Source organism: Streptomyces sp. NPDC058240 (genome assembly GCF_042882135.1).
Classification (GTDB): domain Bacteria; phylum Actinomycetota; class Actinomycetes; order Streptomycetales; family Streptomycetaceae; genus Streptomyces.
Genome location: NZ_JBHVWT010000003.1, coordinates 334,859 through 357,315 on the forward strand (window position 1 = coordinate 334,859; position 22,457 = coordinate 357,315).

A 22,457-nucleotide genomic window follows, 5' to 3' on the forward strand; every position below is an offset into this window, starting at 1 on the left:
GTTCCGTTTGTTGGGTGTAGGGGGGGCGGCCTCGGGGCTTTTTTGTGGGTTTTTCGGAGCCGGGTGGGGTGTCTCGAACCAGGTCTGTTTTCTGTCCCCTCCCGTGTGCGCGGGGTGCGGTCCGCGACCAGGGCCTCTCCCGTTCGGATCAGGCCGGATCCAAACGAAAGACCCTAGTCGGCGGCCTTCTTGGCGCCGGAGAACGCGGCGACCGCCGCGATGGCGAAGAAGAGGTACGAGATGAAGTCGGAGTCGGCCTTCCACGCCTCGTTCAGCAGGCTGAAGTGGTCGAAGAACAGCTCGGAGACGGTGACCGGGAGCTCCTTGGCCGCGATCATCGCCTCGCCGAGCAGCTGGCCGAAGTAGACGGCGACCAGCGCGAGCACGGCACTGACGACCGGCAGCACGGGGTTGCGGCCGCCGACCTTGCCCGCCGCGAAGCCGACGATGAAGCCGACACCCACGGCCGCGTAGCCGATCTCGTGCTTGGTGGCGCCGATGATGGCCCCGTAGACGCCCGCGGCGACCACGGCCGCGACGACGGCGGCGACCAGGCCGAGGCCGATGTTGTCGCGTGCCGGGGCCGGCGGGGTGAACGGCGCGCTGCCGAACGGGGCGCCGGGCTGCTGGTCCGCGAAGGGGTTGCCCGTCGGGGCACCGGGCTGCTGCCCCGCGAACGGGTTGCCGGTCCCGGTGCCGGGCTGCTGGCCCGCGAACGGGTTGCCGCCGGGCTGGGCGTTGTACGGCTGCTGCGGCTGGTCCGACGGCGGCACGGGCTGACTCATGGTGGTATCCCCCCTGGGACGGAAGCGCACGACTGTGCGAGAAGTGACGCCGCAGGCTAGCAGCAGCCTGTGACATCGCCCACCGAAATCCCAGGGGAGGGGCTCTCACAGCCGGTGCGCGGCCCCCGCCGGGGTCGTGCCCCGGGTGTCCAGGAGGAGCTGGGCCTTCACTGCGAGGCCCTGGAGGTCGTACGTCCGGTGGTGCTGGAGCAGCACCGTGAGGTCGGCGCTCGACGCCGCCTCGTACAGCGAGTCGGCGCGCGGGACCGGGAGTTCGCGCACCCGCCAGTCCAGGACGTGCGGGTCGTGGTAGCCGATCTGGGCGCCCATGTCCATCAGCCGGGTCGCGATCTCCCGGGCGGGGGAGCCCTCCTGGTCGGCGAGGTCGGGCTTGTAGGTGACCCCGAGCAGCAGCACCCGGGCGCCGCGGACGGACTTGCCGTGTTCGTTCAGCAGGGTGGCGCAGCGCTGGATCACGTACTGCGGCATCCGGCCGTTGATCTCCTGCGCGAGCGAGACCATCCGCAGGGGGTGGCCGGGGGTGCGGCTGTTGTACGGGAGGTAGCCCGGGTCGACGGGTGCGCCGTGGCCGCCGACGCCGGGGCCCGGACGGAACGGCTGGAAGCCGAAAGGCTTGGTCTCGGCACACCGGATGACGTCCCACAGGTCGACGCCGAGGTCGTGGCAGAGCACCGCCATCTCGTTGACCAGGGCGATGTTGACGTGCCGGAAGTTGGTCTCCAGGACCTTCGTCATCTCGGCCTCGCGCGGCCCGCGGGCCCGGACGACCTTGTCGGTGAGCCGGCCGTAGAAGGCGGCGGCGGATTCGGTGCAGGCGGGGGTGAGGCCGCCGATGACCTTGGGGGTGTTGGCGTAGACGTGGCTCCGGTTTCCGGGGTCGAGGCGGCTGGGGGAGCAGGCGAGGTGGAAGTCGCGGCCGGCGCGCAGCCCCGAGCCCTCTTCGAGCAGTGGCAGCAGGTAGTTCTCGGTGGTGCCGGGCGGCACGGCCGATTCCAGCAGGACGGTGGTGTGCGGGCGCAGCCGGGCGGCGAGCGCGCGGGCCGCGTCGCAGACGGCGGTCAGGTCGAGTGTGCGGTCGGCGCCGAGCGGGGTGGGGGCGCAGATCACCGCGGTACGGACCCGGCCCAGTTCGGCCGGGTTGGTGGTGGGCCGGAAACCCCCCGAGAGCATCCGGCGGACGTCCGAGGCGGTGAGCGATCCCTCGACGGGGGTGCGGCCCGCGGAGAGTTCCGTGCAGGCGCGTGGGTCGGTGTCGTAGCCGACGGTCTGCACGCCTGCGGCCACGGCGGCCTGGGCGAGGGGCAGGCCGAGGTGGCCGAGTCCGATGACGGCGAGGTCTGCGGGCATGTGGATGGGCCGTCCTTCCCGGTCGGTCTATGGACCATGAGGGCAGAAAGCGCAACCGCTGTGGACAGCGCAATGTCACACTAGGCGTAAATATGAACTATATGTCGCATTGTGGGCCTCCTGTCGTCCTGGTGTTGTCCACAGGCGGTGGCCGAAGTCGTGGACGGCGGACAGAATCGAGAGGTGGGCACGGGCCGCCCCGACCGCCGGGTCGGGTCGCGTCCCCGTGCCGGACCACCCCGATCTACCCGGGAGGCAGCGGTGAGGACAGCGACACTGGGACCTGCGGAGCGCGCCGAGGCGCTGGCCGCGATGGCCGAGCGCGAACTGGACGTGCTGGTCGTGGGGGCGGGCGTGGTCGGCGCCGGTACGGCGCTGGACGCGGCGACGAGAGGACTCTCGACCGGCCTGGTCGAGGCCCGCGACTGGGCGTCGGGCACATCGAGCAGGTCGAGCAAGCTGATCCACGGCGGGCTGCGGTATCTGGAGATGCTCGACTTCGCGCTCGTCCGGGAGGCGCTGAAGGAGCGCGGGCTGCTCCTGGAGCGGCTGGCCCCGCATCTGGTGAAGCCGGTGCCGTTCCTCTATCCGTTGCAGCACAAGGGCTGGGAGCGGCTCTACGCCGGTTCCGGCGTGGCGCTCTACGACGCGATGTCGGTGTCGTCGGGGCACGGCCGCGGCCTGCCCGTGCACCGGCATCTCTCCCGCCGCCATGCCCTGCGGGTCGCCCCGGCACTGAAGAAGGACGCCCTGATCGGCGCCTTGCAGTACTACGACGCGCAGATGGACGACGCCCGCTATGTGGCGACCCTGGTGCGCACCGCCGCCGGATACGGCGCACATGTGGCCAACCGCGCGCGGGTGATCGGCTTCCTCCGGGAGGGCGAGCGGGTCGTCGGCGCCCGGGTGGAGGACGTCGAGGCGGGCGGGGAGTACGAGGTCAGAGCCAAGCAGGTGGTCAACGCGACCGGGGTCTGGACGGATGACACCCAGGCGCTGATCGGGGAGCGCGGACAGTTCCACGTCCGGGCGTCCAAGGGCATTCACCTGGTCGTCCCCAAGGACCGCATCCACTCCTCGACCGGCCTGATCCTGCGGACCGAGAAGTCCGTCCTCTTCGTCATCCCATGGGGACGGCACTGGATCATCGGGACGACGGACACCGACTGGGACCTGGACAAGGCGCACCCGGCGGCGTCCAGCGCCGATATCGACTACCTGCTCGAACACGTCAACTCGGTCCTGGCCACGCCCCTGAGCCGGGACGACGTCCAGGGCGTCTACGCCGGGCTGCGGCCGCTGCTGGCCGGCGAGTCCGATGCCACCAGCAAGCTCTCGCGCGAGCACACGGTGGCGCATCCGCTGCCGGGTCTCGTGGTCGTGGCGGGTGGCAAGTACACGACGTACCGGGTGATGGCGAAGGACGCCGTGGACGAGGCGGTGCACGGTCTGGACCAGCGGGTGGCGGCCTGCGTCACCGAGGAGATCCCGCTGCTGGGGGCGGAGGGATACCCGGCCCTGTGGAACGCCCGCGCGAGGATCGCGGCCCGCACGGGCCTCCATGTCGCCCGGGTGGAGCACCTGCTCAACCGGTACGGCTCGATGACCGAGCAGATCCTCGAGCTGATCCTCGGCGATCCGGTGCTGGGGGAGCCGCTGCCCGCGGCGGACGACTACCTGAAGGCCGAGATCGTCTACGCGGCCTCGCACGAGGGGGCCCGCCATCTCGACGACGTGCTGACCCGCCGGACCCGGATCTCCATCGAAACCTTCGACCGGGGCACGAACAGCGCCCGGCTCTGCGCGGAACTGATGGCGCCGGTGCTGGGCTGGGACGAGGGGCAGATCGACCGAGAGGTCGAGCACTACGAGAAGCGGGTGCAGGCGGAGCGGGAGTCGCAGCGGCAGCCGGACGACCTCACGGCCGACGCGGCGCGGCTCGGGGCTCCGGACATCGTGCCGATCTAGGAACTCCGGGGCTTCGGCGTCCCGTCGCAGAACTTCGCGTCCAGCAGCGCGGTTTCGAGGGTCGCCGCATCGGCCAGGGTGTCCGTGTCGATGCGGTACGTCAGGGTATGCCTGCCGTCACGGGTGGCGGCGGTCCGGACGTAACTGCCCGCGATATGGCCGTTGTGCCCCCAGACGGTGATGCCGCAGGAGAGCTTCTGCGGATAGATGCCCAGACCGTAGACGCCGTGCGTGGCCCCGGTGTTCAGCAGGATCGCCAGCTGGGCGGGCGCGAGGAGACGGTCGCCCAGCAGGGCCGTGTAGAAGCGGTTCAGATCGTCGAGCGTGGAGATCAGCTCGCCGGCCGCGCCCGCCGTGCGCGGGTCGAGCGTCGTGGCGTCGCGCAGGCTGCCGTCGGCCGGATCGCGGGTGTAGCCGCGGCCGTGCGGGATGGGCAGAGCGGTCCGGGCGCCCGGGAGCGAGGTGCCCGTGACACGGAGAGGGGTGATGAGGCGGTTGCGGATCTCGGTTGCGTAGGGGTGTCCGGTGACCCGTTGAACGACGAGTCCGAGTACGGCGTAATTGGTGTTGGAGTACGCGTAGCGGCCGGGGGCGCCCGTCGGACGATGGGACAGGGCGACGCGCAGCGCCGCGGTGGCGGAGCGGGGGTGGGTCGATGGGTCGGCGGTGTAGTCGTAGAGGCCACTGGTGTGGCTGAGCAGGGCGCGCAGAGTGATGCGGCGGTCGGCGTTGCCGTGCACCAGCCCCGGCAACAGCCGTTCGACCGTGTCCGTCAGCCGCAGCCTGTGTTCCCGGACGAGTTGGAGCACGACCGTGGCGACGAAGGTCTTGGTGATGCTGCCCGCCCGGAACCGGTCCGCCCGCCGGACATCGGGGCCTGTCGAGCGGTAGGTGTCGTACGGTGCGGAAGAGACACGATGGGCCAGCAGCGCCGCCGTGGGAGCGCCGCCCTCGGTGACGAGCCGGGACAGGTAGGTGGCTGCGGGGGTGAGGTGTGGTTCGCTGGGCAGGGTCGTTGTTCCCAGTACGAACAGCGCCAGTACCAACGGGGCGGCGAACAACGCCCTGAGTATCGGCAAGGCAGGGATTCCCTTCCTCCGGGCACATCATGACGGGCCTGCGGACCCGGCACCATGACCGGTGCCGGGGTGAGGGACAATGAACGCTCTGCCAGGGCGGGTTGATCGCAGAGGGGACGCATGTCGGAGGCAGAGCAGGCACGGGAGCCCCAACGGGACAAGGACGGACGTCTCCTTGCGGGGCGCTACCGGCTCGGGGAGGTGCTCGGCCGGGGCGGTATGGGCACGGTCTGGCGTGCCGTCGACGAGACGCTGGGCCGCACGGTCGCGGTCAAGGAACTGCGGTTCCCTTCGGCCATCGACGACGACGAGAAGCGACGGCTCATCACGCGCACGCTGCGTGAGGCGAAGGCGATTGCCAGGATCCGCAACAACGGCGCGGTGACGGTCTACGACGTGGTCGACGAGGACGACCGGCCGTGGATCGTGATGGAGCTCATCGAGGGCAAGTCCCTCGCCGAAGCGGTGCGCGAGGACGGCGTGCTGACGCCGAAGCGCGCCGCCGAGGTCGGCCTCGCCATCCTCGACGTGCTGCGCTCGGCGCACCGTGAGGGCATCCTGCACCGCGATGTGAAGCCGTCCAACGTGCTGATCGCCGAGGACGGCCGGGTCGTGCTGACCGACTTCGGTATCGCCCAGGTCGAGGGCGACCCGTCGGTCACTTCGACGGGCATGCTCGTCGGCGCCCCCTCGTACATCTCGCCCGAGCGCGCCCGCGGCCACAAGCCGGGACCGCCCGCAGACCTCTGGTCGCTCGGCGGACTGCTGTACGCCAGCGTCGAGGGCTCACCGCCGTACGACAAGGGGTCGGCCATCGCCACCCTGACCGCGGTGATGACCGAACCGCTCGACCCGCCGAAGAACGCCGGTCCGCTGGAGGAGGTCATCTACGGCCTGCTCGCCAGGGACCCCGAGCAGCGGCTCGACGACGCGGGCGCCCGTGCCCTGCTCAACGACGTGATCCACGCCCCCGAGAAGCCGGACCCGGTGGTGCCCCCGCCCGCCGACGCCACCCAGGTCATGGCGCTGCCCAAGGCTCCGGCCGAGCCCCGTGCCAAGGCGACGCCGAAGCCCGCGGAACAGGGCGAGGGCACGCGGGACCGGCTGCGGGGCGCACTGCGCTCCGTACGGAACGCGAAGGCGACACCGGCCGTCGCGGCGGGCACCGCCGCGGCCTCGGTCACCGCGCCGCCCGCGCCCAAGGCGCCTCCGTCGGACGCCCCCGCGGCCGGTGGCGCGGACACCCCCGCGAAGCCTGCCCGGCCCGCGGCTGCCGCGGTCGGCGGGACTGCGGCCTCCGCTGTCGTGCCGCCGCCGCGCCCGGCGACGTCACCGGCCACCCCGCCCCGGGCGTCCATCACGGACGTGGTCCCGCGCCGCACCCTGGCGATCATCGCGGCCGTGATCGTGCTCGCCGTGATCGGCACGGTCCTCGCGCTCACGCTCGGCGGGAACGACGAGAACGACGCGAGCAACGGCAACGGCAAGGGCGACAAGTCGACCTCGGCCGGTCCCTCGACGGCGACCGGTGGTTCCACGGACACCGACAGCGGCAGCGGCAAGAACCAGGGCAAGGGCAAGGGCCAGGACCAGAGCGGCAACCAGGGCCAGGGCGAGGACAAGGGCAACGGCAAGGACAGCGACAAGGGCAGCGACAAGGGCGACAAGCCGGGAGACGCGCTGCCCGCCGGGTTCCGGACAGTGACGAACAAGGAATTCCACTTCACGATCGCCATGCCCGAGAACTTCCGCTTCGACCAGAAGGCGGGCAGCAACTCCGGTGCCATCTACGACGTCAGCGGTGGCTTCCCCCGTATCCAGGTCGACTACACCGATTCGCCCGGTGGTGACGCGGCCGCGGCCTGGAACGCCGCGAAGGCCGCCGTCGCGGCCAGCAGCAACGGCTTCCATCAACTCGGCATCAACAAGGTCCAGTACAACGGCTACCCGACCGTCGCCGACTGGCAGTTCGAGCGCACCCAGCACGGCCGGCGGGTCCATGTGCTCAACCGGGGCTTCAAGGTCGACGCCGGCCACGGCTACGCGATCATGATCAGCTGCAAGGCGGACGAGTGGGACAGCGCGGAGTGCCGGACGCTGCGCAAGACCGCGTTCGACACGTTCAAGCCCATCGACTGACCCGTGGGTGAAAAGGGCCGGGATGAGCCGACCCAGCCGCGCGGCCGTCACTTGCCACGTATCGTGAGAGCCTGAAGACCGTACGCAGCCGGAACGGTAGGTCAATTGCACGGTAAGTGACCGCAATTGATGGATGGACGCGGTCTTCGTGGCCGGGGGGACAGCGCGCTCTGGGGAGGCGTCGTGGACGACTACGCGGGTCGGGTACTTGCCGACCGCTACCGCCTTCCGCTGCCTTCGACCGATGAGTACGAAGTGGTCGAGACCCGGGCATTCGACACCTACAGCGGACAGGAAGTCCTGGTCCGGCAGGTGCCGTTGCCCGAGGTGGTGGACGCCGAGGTGCTCGACGCCGACGATCCCGGCCCGGCGGACCGACGGGCCACCGGACGGGCCGTGCGCGCGCCCGCGGACCCGGCGGTCCGGCGCGCCGTGGAAGCGGCACAGGCGGCGGCCCAGGTCCCCGACCACCCCAGGCTCGACCAGGTCTTCGACGTGTTCGCCGAGGCGGGTTCGCTCTGGATCGTGAGCGAACTCGTCGCGGCCCGCCCGCTCGCCGCCCTGCTCGTGGAGCGACCGCTCAATCCCTTCCGGGCCGCCGAGATCGGCTCCGACGTGCTGACCGCGCTGCGGGTGCTGCACGCCCACGGCTGGACCCACCGGAACATCACCGTCCGCACGGTGCTGATCTGTGACGACGGCCGCGTGGTGCTGACCGGCCTGGCGGCCGGGGCGGCGGAGGAGGCGCTCTGCGGGTACGTACCGACACCGCAGCTCGACGAGGGCGAGGACGAGGACGGGCACGAGGGCGGATACGGGCGCGAGGGCGGATACGGCGACGAGGGCGGATACGGCGACGAGGGCGGATACGGCGACGAGGGCGGGTTCGGCCGCCCGGCGATCGGCGCGGGTCCGGCCGGGGTGTTCGCGCCGCCCCCGCCTGCCATACCGCCTCCGCCGCCCATGCCGTCCGTGCCCGCCCCTCCGGCCGAGGTGCCGGCCTCACGCGGCCCGGCCGCGATCGAGGCGGGCCGGGCGACCGGCGACTCCCAAGGCGATGACGAACCGTACGGCGATGATCCGTACGCCGATGATCCGTACGCCGATGATCCGTATGGCGGTGATCCGTATGGCGGTGATCCGTACGGCGATGACGACCCGTACGGCGGCGGCGATCGCCCCGACGACCGCCACGGCGACGACGGCCACCCCGATGATCGTCACTCCCACGACGACGACACGCACGGCGGAACGGGAGACGCCGCGCACCTGCGGGCCGCGCGCGCCGGAGCCATCGCCGCCTACCGTGCGGGCGCCCGCGCCGCCGCACGCGTCAGCGAGGACCGGCGCCGCACCGGGGCGGGCGAGGCGGAGGACACCGGCAGCCTGCCGGTCCAGCGTTCCGCACGGCCGGAAGGCACGGAACCGTCCGACCCGGACCACAGCCGTCCGCAGCCGGCCGCTCCCCGGAGCCACGCCACCGACGACCCGTTCGCCGACGACCCGTACGCCAAGGATCCGTACGCCGCGGATCCCCACGACGAGGACGACGACGAGGACGGTCGGCCCCACGCGCGGCGGCTGCACCTCACCGGCTCCTGGAGCGACGGCCCCGGATCCGGGCGCCCCGTCCCCGCCGGAGGTTCGGGCGAGGACGCCCTGCGCGCCGACGCCCGGCGTCACGGCGACCTTCCGGCAGTGCCCGCGCACCGGCCCGGCCGACAGCAACAGCCGGACCACTGGGACGAGGGTGCCGGGAGCGGCCGTACCGGCTCCGCCTACCGCGGCCCGGCCACCCCGCTCGCCGCCGAGCGCGCCCGGCAGGCCCGGATCGCCGTGGTCGGCGCGGTCACCGAGCGCTGGGCGCCCGAGCAGGCCGGCCCCGTCCACGAGAACTGGCGGCTGGCGCCGCCCATCGGCCCCTCCACCGACCTCTGGGCGCTCGGCGCCCTGCTCTACCGCGCGGTCCAGGGCCATGCCCCGTACCCCGAGGAGAACGCCGCCGAGCTCGTCCAGATGGTCTGTGGCGAACCACCCGCCTTCGCCGAGGAGTGCGGCCCGCTGCGTCCCGTCGTCGAGTCCCTGCTGCGCCAGGACCCCACCGAGCGGCCGGACTTCGAGGAGCTGAGCGGCTGGCTGCGCTCCCTGGTGCGCTCGGCGCCCGAGCCCGAGGCCGGTCTGGACGTCGTGCCCCTGCCGTCCGCCGACAGCGCCCGGCTTCCCGTCGTACGTCGCAGGGGCGAGCTGGTCCGCAGACGACGTGGCAGGAGCGCGGCCCACGGCCGCCACCGCCACACCAAGGACAGGCCCGACCGGCAGGACGGACCCGGGCCGGAAAGAGCCCCCAAGGCTTCCAATGCCTTCCAAGCCCCCCGGGTCGCCCAGCCCCCCCGGCCTCCCCAGGCCCCCCGGGTGCCGCGTGAGCCCAAGGGTCCCAAGGCGCTGCGCACCCCGCCCCGCCCCCGTGACGGCGAGCGGCGGGCGCCGCGGCGGCTCGGGAGGCTGCTCCTGGTGCTGATCCTGCTGGCCCTCGTCGCGGCCATCGCGTACGCCGTGATGTTCATGCCCAAGTCGGGCGGTGAACCGGGCACCCGTTCCACGGGCCCGGCGTCGTCGACGTCCGGTTCGCCGGAGCCCGGCATCGGCGGGTCCGGCGGCTCGACGTCCTCGGGGTCACCCGGTGCGCAGCAGCCGCAGACCAGCCGCTCCGCCGTCGCGCTCGCCTCCGGCTACACCCTGCGCAAGGATCCGGAGGGCTTCGAGGTCGGCGTGCTCAAGGGCTGGCAGCGCAGCCCCGCCAACGCGGACCGCCAGATCCGCTACGGCAGCGACGGCTTCAGCCTGCTGATCGTCCCGGGACGCGACACCGTCAAGGCCGGCGGCAACGACCCGTTGGCGTACCAGGCCGACAAGGAACTGGAGTTGCAGCAGTTCCGCGACTCCAGCTGGTCGGGGTCGAGCGGGCTGCGCCGGATAGACGTCGGGCGACAGGCCATGGCGGAGGGCCAGTTCACCTGGCAGGACGCGTCGGGACGCGAGGTCTACGCCCGCAATCTCGTGATGGTCGTGGACGGCCGCTACCACGTCATCCAGGTCATCGGCCCGGAGAACCGGCGCGACAAGGTTTCGGACATCTACGAACAAGCCATCTCCTCCTACCGCGTGACGCCCTGAACTCTCTCCGTACAACACCCGGTCGATGACGGAGCGACAAGCATCACAGTGCGGTCTCGTGGGTGGTGCGAGGTTCCGTGGGCGTGCATCCCCTCCGTAATCTGGCACCCGAGGAACGGGGCGGGGATACGTGGATCGATCACAGAGCACGGAAACGGGACTGGTGCTGGCCGGAAGGTACCGGCTGGGCGAAGTCCTCGGGCGCGGCGGCATGGGCAAGGTCTGGCGCGCCCACGACGAGGTGCTGCACCGCACGGTCGCGGTCAAGGAGTTGACCGCCGGTCTCTTTGTCGCCGAGGCCGACCGGATCGTGCTGCACGCCCGCACGCAGAAGGAGGCCCGCGCGGCGGCCCGGATCACGCACCCGGGCGTGGTCACCGTGCATGACGTGATCGAGTACGACAACCGGCCCTGGATCGTCATGCAGTACGTCGACGGCCCGTCCCTCGCCGACGCCGCCAAGGAGTCCGGCGAGGTCGAGCCGCGCGAGGCCGCCAGGATCGGCCTCCACGTGCTGAGCGCCCTGCGCGCCGCGCACGCAGCGGGGGTCCTGCACCGTGACGTGAAGCCCGGCAACGTGCTGCTCGCCAAGGACGGCCAGGTGCTGCTCACCGACTTCGGGATCGCCGCCATCGAGGGCGACTCGACCATCACCCGGACCGGTGAACTGGTCGGTTCCATCGACTACCTGGCGCCCGAGCGGGTGCGCGGCGGAGACCCGGGGCCGGCGTCCGACCTGTGGTCGCTCGGTGCCACGCTCTACACCGCGGTCGAGGGGCGCTCGCCGTTCCGCCGTACGTCCCCGATCTCCACCATGCAGGCCGTCGTCGCCGAGGAGCCCCCGCCGCCCGGCCGGGCGGGCCCGCTGACCTCCGTGATCACCGCGCTGCTGCGCAAGGAGCCGGACGAGCGTCCGTCGGCCGCGGAGACCGAACGGATGCTGCTGGACGCCATGGAGGGCCGCGCGCCCGTGGCGGCGCAGGCGTTCGTACCGACGCAGAGCGTCCCCGACGAGGTCCTGCGCTCCCTGGGTCCGGAGGGCCCGTCCGGGCCCGGAACCACCCAACTGCCCCAGCCGGCCGCCGCCCCGGCCCCGACGCCGGCCCCGGCCCCGGCGCCCCGGCGCAGCCGCGGCCGCTGGCGCACGGTGGTCCTGGTCATCGCGGCCGCGGCGCTGGTCGGCGGTGGCGCGGGACTCGCCGCGATGAAGTACGGGGACCGGACGGAGAACACCACCGGGCGCGACGGCACGGGCGCGCACGCGGGCGCCACTTCCGGCAGGACCGCTCCCAGCCCTTCGCCCTCGGCCAAGCCCGAGGTGAAGGTGAAGGACGTGCCCAAGGGCTGGCACCGGGTGAACGACCCCGAGGGCTTCAGCCTGACCGTGCCCGACGGCTGGGAGCGCCGGGCGGACGGCAACCAGATCGACTACACCCCGGACAACGGCGTGCACTACATCCGGATCAGCATCGATCCGGCGCCCGACTTCGAGAATCCGTACATGCACATGCTGAGCCTGGAGACGCAGCTCGCCAAACGGCTTCCCGGTTACCAGCGCGAGACCCTGCACTCCAACACGTACCGGGACCGGCCGGGTTCGCTCTGGGAGTTCACCTGGACCGAGACCAAGGACCATCCGGGTCCGCGCCACGCCATCGACCAGATGTACTTCGGCGAGGAGAGCGGTCCGGAGTACGCGATGTACATGACGGGTCCGGCGGACGACTGGGACACGACCCGGGCGCAGTTCGACACGATGCTGCGCGGATGGCGTGCGCCGGGCAGCTCCGGCTGAGGCCCGCCGGGCCGTGCTGCGACGGCAGGGCTCCTGATCAGGGGCTTTGTTGCCAGTGATCACTGGCTTGTTTGTGAGGAGTGTGAAAACCCGTTACTCACGGGTACCCAAAGCGTGCGGCTGGACGTACTCTCGCCCTCATGACGGACTCGCAGGCCTCCACGTCCACCTCCGCTGCCCCGCTCGGCACCAACCCGGTGGCCGCCGCCCCCGCGGGCGTACGCACCGCCGCCGATGTGGTGACTCCCGAGGTGATCGCCCAGCTGACCCGGGGTGTGGCCGGATCGGGCCGTACGGCCAACCACACCCCCTTCACCGGGGAGAAGCTGGCCGACCTGCCGGAGTCCACCCCCGAGGACGTGGCGAGCGCCTTCGAGCGGGCCCGTGCGGCCCAGCCCGCCTGGGCCGCGACGCCCGTCCGCGCCAGGGCCGCCGTACTGCTCCGCTTCCACGACCTCGTCCTCAGCCGCCAGGCCGAGGTGCTCGACCTCATCCAGCTGGAGACCGGCAAGGCCCGGCTGCACGCCCACGAGGAGGTGCAGGCCGTCGCCGTCGCGGCCCGCCACTACGGGCGCAAGGCCGGTGCGTACCTGAAGCCGAAGCGGCACACCGGAGTCGTGCCGACCCTCACCAAGGTCACCGAGCTGCGCCAGCCGCGCGGCGTCATCGGGCAGATCGCGCCGTGGAACTACCCGTTCGAGCTGTCCGTCGGCGACGCGCTGCCCGCGTTCGTCTCCGGCAACGCCGTCGTGATGAAGCCCGACACGGAGACCGCGCTGACCGCGCTGTGGGCCCGTGACCTGCTGATCGAGGCCGGACTGCCCGCCGAGGTGTTCCAGGTCGTCCTCGGGGACGGACCCGTCGTCGGCCCCGAGGTCGTCAAGCACGCCGACTACGTCTCGTTCACCGGCTCCACCCGCACCGGCCGCGAGGTCGCGCAGGGCGCGGCGGCCCGGCTCGTCGGTGTCTCGCTGGAGCTCGGCGGCAAGAACGCCATGCTGGTCCTGAAGGACGCCGACGTGGAGAAGGCCGCCGCGGGCGCCGTCCGCGCCTGCTTCTCCTCCGCCGGTCAGCTCTGCATCTCCATCGAGCGGCTGTACGTCCACGAGTCGATCGCCGACGACTTCGTGGCCCGCTTCGCCGCCCGCACGAAGGCCATGCGGCTCGGCAACTCCCTCGCCTACGGCGCCGACATGGGTTCCCTGGTCGGCGAGCGCCAGCTGGAGACCGTCACCCGGCATGTAGCGGAGGCCGTCGAGAAGGGCGCCAGGCTCGTCGCGGGCGGGGTCGCCCGGCCCGACATCGGTCCACTGTTCTACGAGCCGACCATCCTCGACGGCGTCGAGGCGCCGATGGCCGTCTGCAACGAGGAGACCTTCGGTCCGGTCGTCTCCATCTACCGCTTCACCGACGAGGACGAGGTCGTCGCCCTCGCCAACGCCACCCCGTACGGCCTGAACTCCAGCGTCTGGACCAAGGACTCCAGGCGCGGCCACCAGGTCGCCGCCCGGCTGCGGACCGGCACGGTCAACATCAACGAGGGGTATGCCCCCGCGTACGGCAGCGTGCAGTCCCCGATGGGCGGCATGAAGGACTCCGGACTCGGCCGCCGGCACGGCTCCGAGGGCATCCTCAAGTACACCGAGGCGCAGACCGTCGCCCAGCAGCGGCTGATTCCGCTCGCCCCGTCCTTCGGTATGGACGACGAGAAGTACGCGGCGTTCATGAGCGTCAGCCTCAAGGCGATGAAGGCGTTCCGCCTGCGCTGACCCCGGTGGCACCGCAGCACCTTCCGCCCGTTTCGTACCGAGGAGAGCCATGTCCCAGGACAGCCCTGCCCAGAATCGGCCCGTTGCCCCGGAAAGGACCGACGACGACGCCGCCTACGACTACGACGTGCTCGTCGTCGGCTCGGGCTTCGGCGGTGCGGTGTCGGCCCTGCGGTTGACCGAGAAGGGGTACCGCGTCGGGGTGCTGGAGGCGGGCCGCCGCTTCACCCCCGGCACCCTCCCCAAGAACTCCTGGGACCTCAGGAACTACCTGTGGGCCCCCGCCCTCGGACTCTTCGGCATCCAGCGCGTCCATCTGCTCGGCAATGTGATGGTGCTCGCCGGCGCGGGCGTCGGCGGCGGCTCGCTCAACTACGCCAACACGCTGTACGTGCCCCCGGCGCCGTTCTTCGAGGACCGGCAGTGGGCGGCCATCACCGACTGGCAGGACGAGCTGAAGCCGTACTACGACCAGGCCAGGCGGATGCTCGGGGTCCGGCTCAACCCGACGATGACCCCCTCCGACGTCCATCTGAAGGCGGCCGCACAGGCCATGGGGGTCGGCGACACCTTCCACCTCGCCCCGGTCGGTGTCTTCTTCGGCGACGGCAAGGACGCCGACGGCACGGCGAAGGCGAAGCCCGGCGGCACCGTCGCCGACCCGTACTTCGGCGGCGCGGGCCCCGCCCGCAAGGCCTGCACCGAGTGCGGCGAATGCATGACGGGCTGCCGCCACGGCGCGAAGAACACCCTCAACGAGAACTACCTCCACCTCGCCGAGAAGGCCGGAGCCGTCATCCACCCGATGACCTCCGTCGTCGCGATCACCGACGACCCGGAGGGCGGCTACCACGTCGTCACCGTCCCCACCGACCGCCGCAGGAAGGCGAAGCCCACGCGGCTGCGCGCCCGCAAGGTGGTCGTCGCGGCCGGTACGTACGGGACGCAGACCCTGCTGCACACCATGAAGGACAAGGGGCTGTTGCCCCGGCTCTCGGCCCGGCTCGGCGAGCTGACCCGTACCAACTCCGAGGCGCTCGTCGGCTCGCAGACCAGCGACCGGCGATACCGCAAGAAGCACGGCACCCCGAAGGCCGACTTCACCCGGGGCGTCGCGATCACCTCCTCGGTCCACCCTGATGAGAACACCCACATCGAGCCGGTCCGCTACGGCAAGGGCTCCAACGCGATGGGCTCGATGTCCATCCTCCAGGTGCCCTACGGCGGCCGACGGGTGCTCGGCTGGCTCGGCAACATGGCCAAGCACCCGACCCTCGCCGTGCGTTCGCTCTCCAACCGCCGCTGGTCGGAACGGACCATCATCGGGCTCGTCATGCAGTCGCTCGACAACTCCCTGACGACGTACCGAAAGCCGGGCGGCATAGGGAAGGGCCTGCTCACCGCCCGGCAGGGGCACGGCGCGCCCAACCCGACCCAGATCGAGGGGGCGACGCGCAGCGCCACGCTGCTCGCCGAGGAGATCAACGGCTTCGCGGGTTCGAACGTGGGCGAGCTGATGGGCACCCCGCTCACCGCGCACTTCCTCGGCGGCTGCCCCATCGGCGCCACCGCCGACGACGGGGTGATCGACCCGTACCACCGGCTCCACGGGCACCCCGGTATCTCGGTGGTCGACGGCTCGGCGGTCTCCGCGAACCTCGGTGTCAACCCGTCGCTCACCATCACCGCCCAGGCCGAGCGCGCCATGTCCTTCTGGCCCAACAAGGGCGAGGCGGACCCGCGCCCGGCACCGGGCGAGGCGTACGAACGGCTGGCCGCGGTCGAGCCGCGGTCACCGGCCGTGCCGAAGGACGCCTTCGGCGCGCTGAAGCTGCCGTTCCTCGGGCTGCCGACCGTCCCGCCGAAGAAGCAGCCGTAGGAGTAGAAGAAGTCGTAGCAGGCGCAGCGGAATCGGGACAGCGGAATCGGATCGTCGGATCAGGGGAATCGGAACAACAGAGAGGGGCTGCACCCCCCTCCGAGTGCAGCCCCTCCATGCTCACGGTGAGCGGACGCGTCACACGTCGGCGTCACCGTTCCTGCGGCGCCGCACGATGAACATCGCGCCCGCGCCGAGCACTACGGCCGCGCCGCCCGCGGTGGCGAACACCGGCAGCGCGGAGGACGAACCGGTCTCCGCGAGGCTGCCGGACACCTTGCCCGTCGGGTTGTCGGCCGGCTTCGTGGACGGGACCGGGGCGCTGCCGCCCGTCTGCGGTGTCGAACCGCTCCCGCCGGACTCCACGATCTTGAACTTGTACGCGACATCGCTGACGCCCATGCAGTCCTTGTCGCCCACGTACAGACCGGCACCGAGCGTGAATCCGGCGCCGACGGGGGCGGTCGGCTTCACATTGATGCGCAGCGGGATGTCGACCTCGTACCCCGCGGGGATCTCGTCGGACTGGCCGACGTAACCGACCGCGCGGCCGTCCTCGCTGAGCTCGACCCACTTGTCGGTCTCCGGGTCGAGGGCCTGGAGGCTGACCTGCTTCGAGCGGAAGAGGTCGTTGCCCGCCTTGTCGGAGGAGGCGCCCGCGAAGTAGTCGATCTCCTTCACGGCGGACTTCGAGGAGTTGTAGACGTTCATCTTGAACGTGTGCCAGCCGCTGCCCCGGGCGATCCGGCCGGGCAGGCCGTTGACGGAGATGTCCAGGTCGGACTTGGCGCACTCGGCCGGCTCCTCCGGGTCCTCGGACTCCGACGGGGAGGCGGATGCGGACGCGGACGACGAGGCGCTCGCCGAATCGCTCGGGGTCGCGCCGACGGCCTCGCCCGGGGCCGGACCGGTGCTCTCGGAGGCCTCGCCCGGACCGGGTGTGCCGGGCTCCTCGCCGGGCTTCTCGCCGGGCTTCTCGCCGGGCTTCTCGGCGGGCGTGGACGCGGACTCGGAGGCGGACGCGCTCGGCTCGGTCGCCGGGGACCCGGAGTCGCTCGGCGAGGGCGAGCCGGTGGCCTCGGCGGTCCCGTCCGTCGTCACGGCGAACGCGGCGGGGGCGGCCAGGACCGCGGCAGGGGCGATGACTGCCGTGGCGGCGGCGAGTGCCAGGGCGCGGCGAAGCTTCATGGTGACCTCGGAAGTCCGGCGTAGCGCGGTGTGCGATACGGGTTTCGGGACGGGCCCGTCGTGAGGGGGCACGAGCGGGGCCGGTGGTTCCGCATGGTTGACCAGCGGTCCGCCGCAATGGTTGTCCGGATGCTCACAGAACCTTTATGTGACGCCCCTCACGTCCGCTTCCACGGGAAACGGCCCCTGTTTCCACGGAAAGGGCCCCGTGGACCGGGTTCGGTCGGCGGGGCCCTTCGTGCGTCGGTGCCGGGACGCGGCCCGCGTCGCGCAGGCCGTTTCGGCTGGATCTCAACCGGATACGGCCGGCTCCGGGCGTCCCCGGAGCCGGCCGTATCCTGGGGTGACCGGGCTGCTGTCCCCTGCCGACCGGTCACGCACGCTGGGGCGCGGTCCCACGGCGCACCTGCAGTGCGCCACACGCTCCAGCGGAGCCACGCGTAGTTTCCTTCCGGAGCCGCCCCTGGCTGGCACGGACACCGGGACCAACGAAGCCGCGCCGGACCCGGTCACGCGCCGTACGGGTGAGAGTCGGCCCGAACTGGGATACGCCGGGGGACCCCCGGCCCGCGGGGCGTCACGCCCGGCCGCGGCACAGCTCCAGCAGCGTCATGGCGAGGGAGGTGCCGGGCCTGCCGAGCGCGTCCCGGTACGAGGCGAGGATCTCCATCTCGCGGGAGAGGCTGATCCGGCGACCGCCGGAGGTGATCCGGGCCTCCTGGATGACCGCCGAGACGGCCATCCGCTCCTGGACGAGTCCGATGATCCGGTCGTCGAGGGTGTCGATGCGGGCCCGCGCGTCGTCGATCGGCGTCGCTGCCTCTTCGGTGTGCGCACCGGTCTTCTCGGCGGTGGTCTTCGCCTGGGCGGTCTTCGCGGGGGCGGTGCTGGTCATGGTGGTGACTCCTCGTGGGGTGTGGTCCCCGAGGCCGACCGGTCCGTAACGCCAAGGCGCCCCGGGCCTTTCGGCCCGGGGCGCCTGGAACGTTGCTTGGGATCAAGCAGCACGACCATGGCAGCCGGCGGGCCGGATGCCATAGGTAAAGACGAAGGTCGTGTGCTGCTGCATGGAACTCAGTATGGCCCCGCTGGCGAGGGCGGGCCAACACGGGGCCCGGATGCTGAGACACCGGGTCCGGCCGCGCCCCCGCGGAGTCCGCCACCGCACCCCCGTACGGGCGGGACGACGGCGGACTCCGCAACCCCGGTAGAATCGACAAAACAGACCCCCCTTCACCGCCGGAAGGCCGCCCGTGCCAGCAGCACCCCCCGCCGCCCCCGACACCACCACCGACGTGGTTCTCGTTGTCGACTTCGGCGCGCAGTACGCCCAGCTCATCGCCCGACGCGTCCGTGAGGCCCGGGTCTACAGCGAGATCGTCCCGTCCACCATGCCGGTGGCCGAGATGCTGGCCAAGAACCCCCGGGCGATCATCCTGTCCGGCGGCCCCTCCTCGGTGTACGCGGAGGGCGCGCCCTCCCTCGACCGTGCGCTGTTCGAGGCCGGGGTCCCGGTCTTCGGCATGTGCTACGGCTTCCAGCTGATGGCCACCACGCTCGGCGGCACCGTCGACGACAACGGTGCCCGTGAGTACGGCCGTACCCCGCTCGCCGTCTCCAAGACCGGCTCCACGCTCTTCGAGGGCACCCCCGCCGAGCAGTCGGTCTGGATGTCGCACGGCGACGCCTGCTCCGCCGCCCCCGAGGGCTTCACCGTCACCGCGTCCACGGACGTCGTCCCGGTCGCCGCCTTCGAGAACGACGAGAAGAAGCTCTACGGCGTCCAGTACCACCCCGAGGTCCTGCACTCCACGCACGGCCAGCAGGTCCTGGAGCACTTCCTCTACCGCGGCGCCGGCATCGAGCCGACCTGGACCACGACCAATGTGGTCGAGGAGCAGATCGCGCTGATCCGCGAGCAGGTCGGCACCAAGCGCGCCATCTGCGGTCTGTCCGGCGGGGTGGACTCCGCGGTCGCCGCGGCCCTCGTGCAGAAGGCCATTGGCTCCCAGCTGACCTGCGTGTACGTGGACCACGGTCTGATGCGCAAGGGTGAGAGCGAGCAGGTCGAGAAGGACTTCGTGGCCTCCACCGGAGTCCAGCTGAAGGTCGTCGACGCCGAGGAGCGCTTCCTGGCCGCGCTGGCCGGGGTCTCCGACCCGGAGCAGAAGCGGAAGATCATCGGCCGCGAGTTCATCCGCGTCTTCGAGCAGGCCCAGGCCGAGATCGTCGCCGAGGGCGCCGCCGGCGGCGAGGAAGTCGCCTTCCTCGTCCAGGGCACGCTGTACCCGGACGTCGTCGAGTCCGGCGGCGGCACCGGCACCGCCAACATCAAGTCGCACCACAACGTGGGCGGCCTCCCCGAGGACATCGAGTTCCAGCTCGTCGAGCCGCTGCGCCAGCTGTTCAAGGACGAGGTCCGGATGGTCGGCCAGGAGCTCGGCCTGCCGGAGGAGATCGTCCAGCGCCAGCCGTTCCCCGGCCCCGGCCTCGGTATCCGTATCGTCGGCGAGGTCACCAAGGAGCGGCTCGACCTGCTCCGCGAGGCCGACGCCATCGCCCGCGAGGAGCTGACCGCGGCCGGCCTGGACCGCGACATCTGGCAGTGCCCGGTGGTCCTGCTCGCCGACGTCCGCTCGGTCGGCGTCCAGGGCGACGGCCGCACCTACGGCCACCCGATCGTCCTGCGCCCGGTCTCCTCCGAGGACGCCATGACGGCCGACTGGTCGCGCCTGCCGTACGAGACGCTCGCCCGGATCTCGACCCGCATCACCAACGAGGTCGCCGACGTCAACCGCGTCGTGCTCGACGTGACGAGCAAGCCGCCGGGCACCATCGAGTGGGAGTGACCCCTCCCGCAAGGTCAATGCCGATGCCGTCGCTCATTCGTTTGGGCGGCGGCATCGTCGTATGAGCTGGGCAGGCCGGATTCTTGTCTTCATGAGTCCGCAGACCAGGTTTCACATGCGGACCACGTGGCTTCTGGAGAACGACCTGCCGGCGCGTCTGCCTGAGGGGCTGGACGTCGACCTCACCAAGGACTACGGCCGCCGGGCGTAGAAACAGGCGGGCAGCCTTCCCGACACCCTGGCCACTTGCGGCAACCGGCGGTAACTTCCGGTCCCGTACGCCCTGGGAGCCCCGAGGAGCCGCCATGTCCGAGCCCACGCCCATACCCGTGGACCAGCTCCACTTCGCGATGCCGCCCGTCCACGAATCCGTGGCCGACGAGCGCGCGTACCGCAAGGAACGACTGGCCGGGGCGCTCCGACTGTTCGGGGAGTACGGGTACGAGGACGGCGTCTCCGGCCACATCACCGCACGGGACCCGGAGTTCACCGACTGCTTCTGGGTCAACCCCTTCGGGGCCCCGTTCGACGGGCTCACGGCGGACGAGCTGATCCTGGCCAACGGCGAGGGGCAGGTCGTCGAGGGGCGCCACCACGTCAATCAGGCCGCCTTCGCCGTGCACGCGCAGGTGCACCGGGCCCGCCCGGACGTCGTCGCCGTCGCGCACACCCACTCCGTGCACGGGCGGGCCCTGTCCGCGCTCGGCGAGCTCATCGAGCCGATCACCCAGGATTCCTGCGCCTTCTACGAGGACCACGTCCTGTACGACGCGTACACCGGGGTCGTCGTCGACGAGGACGAGGGGCGCCGGATCGCCGCCGCGCTCGGCGGGCACAAGGCGATCGTGCTGCGCAACCACGGACTGCTGACCGTCGGCGATTCGGTGGACGCGGCCGCCTGGTGGTTCATCGCGCTTGAGCGCTCCTGCCAGGTGCAACTGGCCGCGCGGGCCGCCGGGAAACCGGTGCTGATCGAGCACCGGGACGCGGTCGCCACCCGTGACCAGCTGGGCAGCGACCTGGTGGCATGGATCAACTACCAGCCCCTGTGGCGCCGGATCAGTCGCACATTCTGACGACACGCGCCGACGGACCGCCCCGATGCGGTCCGTGGCCCTGTCGTACGGCACAATTCGCTGCAATAGCAGCCGAGTTGGCTGCACCGGGGCTTGAAAGGGCGGCGTTCCCAGTGGCGTTGGACGAGGCGAGGGCGAGCAGCACGCACGGGGGCGGCTGCACGTGCGGCGACTGCCCGCACGGGGCGCGCGAGGGCCACCGGCGCGCGGTGGCCGCGTTCCTGGCCAAGCGGGACGAACTCGCCGCGGGCCAGGGGCTGCCGCCCGGGGTCGCGCAGTCCGTGTCGGCGACCCGCCAGTGGGTCTCGGACGAGCTGACCCAGTCCGCCAGGACCGTCGCCGAACGGGGCCGGGAGGCGGGCGACGCCTGGCTGTACCGGGTGTGGCGGCGCACCCTGATCGTGGTGTGGGGCAGCGTCGCCCTGCTGATCATCGGCGAGGCCGCCACCGCCATCGGCGCGGGCTGGACCAACGCCCGTACCGCGGGACTGGTCGCCGGACTCGTCACCGCCGGCCTGCTGACCGGCGCCGCCCATGTCCACCGGGCCCGCGGCGGCCTCCTCGCCCCGCTGATCGGCGAGGACAACCGGCTCTCCACCTCCCGGGCGGTCGCCGTCTCCTGGGTGCTGCTCGCGGTCTTCTCCGTGCTCGTGCTGGCGCTCCAGCTGGTGGGCGCCTCCGGCCACGCCGAGCGCGACGGACTCATCGAGGGGCTGGATCTGGCCCGGGGCGCCGGCGTGGTGACCGTGCTCGCGCTGGTGTCCGCCGTCGCCGTCGTCGTACGCCGGGTGGTGACCGTACGGGCCCTGTCGGGGCGCCTCCAGAAGCTGCGGGCCGACCGGCCGCGCGCAGCCGATCTGCTCACCGACGACTCCGGGCGGGGCAGCTTCACGGATGTGCAGTACGTGCTGGTGAGCACCGTCGCCGTGCTGTTCGCCGCGGTCCGCCTGGCCCGCCGGCCGGAGCAGCTGCCGGACCTGCCCTGGGGCCTGGCGCTGCTGGTCACCGTCTCGGCGCTCGCCTACTTCGCCGGGAAGTACGCGGAGGGCGGGCGTCCGGTGATCCTCTCGGTGGTCCGGGCCCGCGAGGCCGGGGACCTGGACGCGCCGGTCCGTACCGGCGACGACATCGAGATCCGGGGCGCGGGCTTCGTGCCACCCGGCGCCGGGACACCGGACCGGCTGGCCCGCATGGTCGTCCGGATCGGCCGGGTCCATGTGCACGTGCCGCTGATCCCGGTCACCGGCGGCTTCGCCAACCCGACGGACGGCGTCCTGACCGTGCCGGTACCGGTGGAGGTCGAGCCGGGGCTGGTGGAGGTGCAGGTCGTGACCGCCGCCGGAGTGGAGACGAACCGGGTCGAGATCGACGTGACGGACTGACCGCCG

General features: G+C 71.8%; 14 protein-coding genes. 9 read left to right on the forward strand and 5 right to left on the reverse strand.

Annotated features, from left to right (window positions below; translation table 11 throughout):
• Nucleotides 1-173: 173 nt before the first annotated feature.
• Both ACFVX4_RS09405 and ACFVX4_RS09410 read right to left on the reverse strand, forming a co-directional pair.
• A complete protein-coding gene (locus ACFVX4_RS09405) occupies nucleotides 174-785 on the reverse strand; it encodes a hypothetical protein (RefSeq protein ID WP_389973642.1) in 612 nt (203 codons plus the stop codon).
• A 105-nt stretch (nucleotides 786-890) separates the two neighbouring features.
• On the reverse strand, nucleotides 891-2,153 hold the full coding sequence (locus ACFVX4_RS09410) for a nucleotide sugar dehydrogenase (protein ID WP_389973645.1): 1,263 nt from the start codon (nucleotides 2,151-2,153) through the stop codon (nucleotides 891-893).
• Between the two features lie 261 nt (nucleotides 2,154-2,414).
• Here ACFVX4_RS09410 and ACFVX4_RS09415 point away from each other — a divergent pair, with 261 nt between their 5' ends.
• Nucleotides 2,415-4,121 (forward strand): glycerol-3-phosphate dehydrogenase/oxidase, encoded by a 1,707-nt coding sequence (locus ACFVX4_RS09415; protein WP_389973648.1) that lies wholly within the window; start codon nucleotides 2,415-2,417, stop codon nucleotides 4,119-4,121.
• Here ACFVX4_RS09415 and ACFVX4_RS09420 read toward each other — a convergent pair.
• Entirely contained in the window at nucleotides 4,118-5,200 is a 1,083-nt protein-coding gene (locus tag ACFVX4_RS09420) for a serine hydrolase domain-containing protein (protein WP_389973651.1), read from the reverse strand. The two genes, ACFVX4_RS09415 and ACFVX4_RS09420, sit on opposite strands and share 4 nt — an antisense overlap.
• 120 nt (nucleotides 5,201-5,320) lie before the next feature.
• On the opposite strand from ACFVX4_RS09420, the gene ACFVX4_RS09425 reads away from it, so the two are divergent.
• From ACFVX4_RS09425 to ACFVX4_RS09445, 5 genes are all read left to right on the forward strand, one after another.
• Nucleotides 5,321-7,339: a serine/threonine-protein kinase gene (locus ACFVX4_RS09425; RefSeq protein ID WP_389973654.1), complete on the forward strand. Its 2,019-nt coding sequence runs from the start codon at nucleotides 5,321-5,323 to the stop codon at nucleotides 7,337-7,339.
• Nucleotides 7,340-7,522: 183 nt separating this feature from the next.
• Nucleotides 7,523-10,513 carry a serine/threonine protein kinase gene (locus tag ACFVX4_RS09430; RefSeq protein WP_389973657.1) on the forward strand — a complete coding sequence of 997 codons (2,991 nt, stop codon included), beginning with the start codon at nucleotides 7,523-7,525 and terminating at the stop codon, nucleotides 10,511-10,513.
• A gap of 130 nt (nucleotides 10,514-10,643) precedes the next feature.
• The gene (locus ACFVX4_RS09435) at nucleotides 10,644-12,308 is read left to right on the forward strand and encodes a serine/threonine-protein kinase (protein WP_389973660.1); all 1,665 of its coding nucleotides are present in this window, start codon (nucleotides 10,644-10,646) and stop codon (nucleotides 12,306-12,308) included.
• A 140-nt stretch (nucleotides 12,309-12,448) separates the two neighbouring features.
• Nucleotides 12,449-14,077: a succinic semialdehyde dehydrogenase gene (locus ACFVX4_RS09440; RefSeq protein WP_389973663.1), complete on the forward strand. Its 1,629-nt coding sequence runs from the start codon at nucleotides 12,449-12,451 to the stop codon at nucleotides 14,075-14,077.
• Between the two features lie 49 nt (nucleotides 14,078-14,126).
• A complete protein-coding gene (locus ACFVX4_RS09445) occupies nucleotides 14,127-15,956 on the forward strand; it encodes a GMC oxidoreductase (protein WP_389973666.1) in 1,830 nt (609 codons plus the stop codon).
• Nucleotides 15,957-16,094: 138 nt separating this feature from the next.
• Here ACFVX4_RS09445 and ACFVX4_RS09450 read toward each other — a convergent pair whose 3' ends face one another.
• Entirely contained in the window at nucleotides 16,095-17,144 is a 1,050-nt protein-coding gene (locus ACFVX4_RS09450; RefSeq protein WP_389973669.1) for an LAETG motif-containing sortase-dependent surface protein, read from the reverse strand.
• A 577-nt stretch (nucleotides 17,145-17,721) separates the two neighbouring features.
• Entirely contained in the window at nucleotides 17,722-18,039 is a 318-nt protein-coding gene (locus tag ACFVX4_RS09455) for a chorismate mutase (RefSeq protein ID WP_389973672.1), read from the reverse strand.
• 358 nt (nucleotides 18,040-18,397) lie between these two features.
• Between ACFVX4_RS09455 and guaA the strand changes: the two genes are divergently transcribed.
• The 3 genes from guaA (at nucleotide 18,398) to ACFVX4_RS09470 (ending at nucleotide 22,451) form a co-directional block, all read left to right on the forward strand.
• The gene (guaA, locus tag ACFVX4_RS09460) at nucleotides 18,398-19,993 is read left to right on the forward strand and encodes a glutamine-hydrolyzing GMP synthase (protein WP_389973675.1); all 1,596 of its coding nucleotides are present in this window, start codon (nucleotides 18,398-18,400) and stop codon (nucleotides 19,991-19,993) included.
• 305 nt (nucleotides 19,994-20,298) lie between these two features.
• Nucleotides 20,299-21,069, forward strand: a complete 771-nt coding sequence (locus tag ACFVX4_RS09465; RefSeq protein ID WP_389973678.1) for a class II aldolase/adducin family protein — start codon at nucleotides 20,299-20,301, stop codon at nucleotides 21,067-21,069.
• 113 nt (nucleotides 21,070-21,182) lie between these two features.
• Nucleotides 21,183-22,451 (forward strand): hypothetical protein, encoded by a 1,269-nt coding sequence (locus ACFVX4_RS09470; protein ID WP_389973681.1) that lies wholly within the window; start codon nucleotides 21,183-21,185, stop codon nucleotides 22,449-22,451.
• Nucleotides 22,452-22,457 lie beyond the last annotated feature (6 nt).

Bases quoted from the DNA above. Each gene is read 5' to 3' on its own strand.
- ACFVX4_RS09445 (WP_389973666.1), top strand. From the start codon at position 14,127: ATGTCCCAGGACAGCCCTGCCCAGAATCGGCCCGTTGCCCCGGAAAGG.
- ACFVX4_RS09465 (WP_389973678.1), top strand. From the start codon at position 20,299: ATGTCCGAGCCCACGCCCATACCCGTGGACCAGCTCCACTTCGCGATG.
- ACFVX4_RS09455 (WP_389973672.1), bottom strand. From the start codon at position 18,039: ATGACCAGCACCGCCCCCGCGAAGACCGCCCAGGCGAAGACCACCGCC.
- ACFVX4_RS09440 (WP_389973663.1), top strand. From the start codon at position 12,449: ATGACGGACTCGCAGGCCTCCACGTCCACCTCCGCTGCCCCGCTCGGC.
- ACFVX4_RS09410 (WP_389973645.1), bottom strand. From the start codon at position 2,153: ATGCCCGCAGACCTCGCCGTCATCGGACTCGGCCACCTCGGCCTGCCC.
- ACFVX4_RS09405 (WP_389973642.1), bottom strand. From the start codon at position 785: ATGAGTCAGCCCGTGCCGCCGTCGGACCAGCCGCAGCAGCCGTACAAC.
- ACFVX4_RS09425 (WP_389973654.1), top strand. From the start codon at position 5,321: ATGTCGGAGGCAGAGCAGGCACGGGAGCCCCAACGGGACAAGGACGGA.
- ACFVX4_RS09450 (WP_389973669.1), bottom strand. From the start codon at position 17,144: ATGAAGCTTCGCCGCGCCCTGGCACTCGCCGCCGCCACGGCAGTCATC.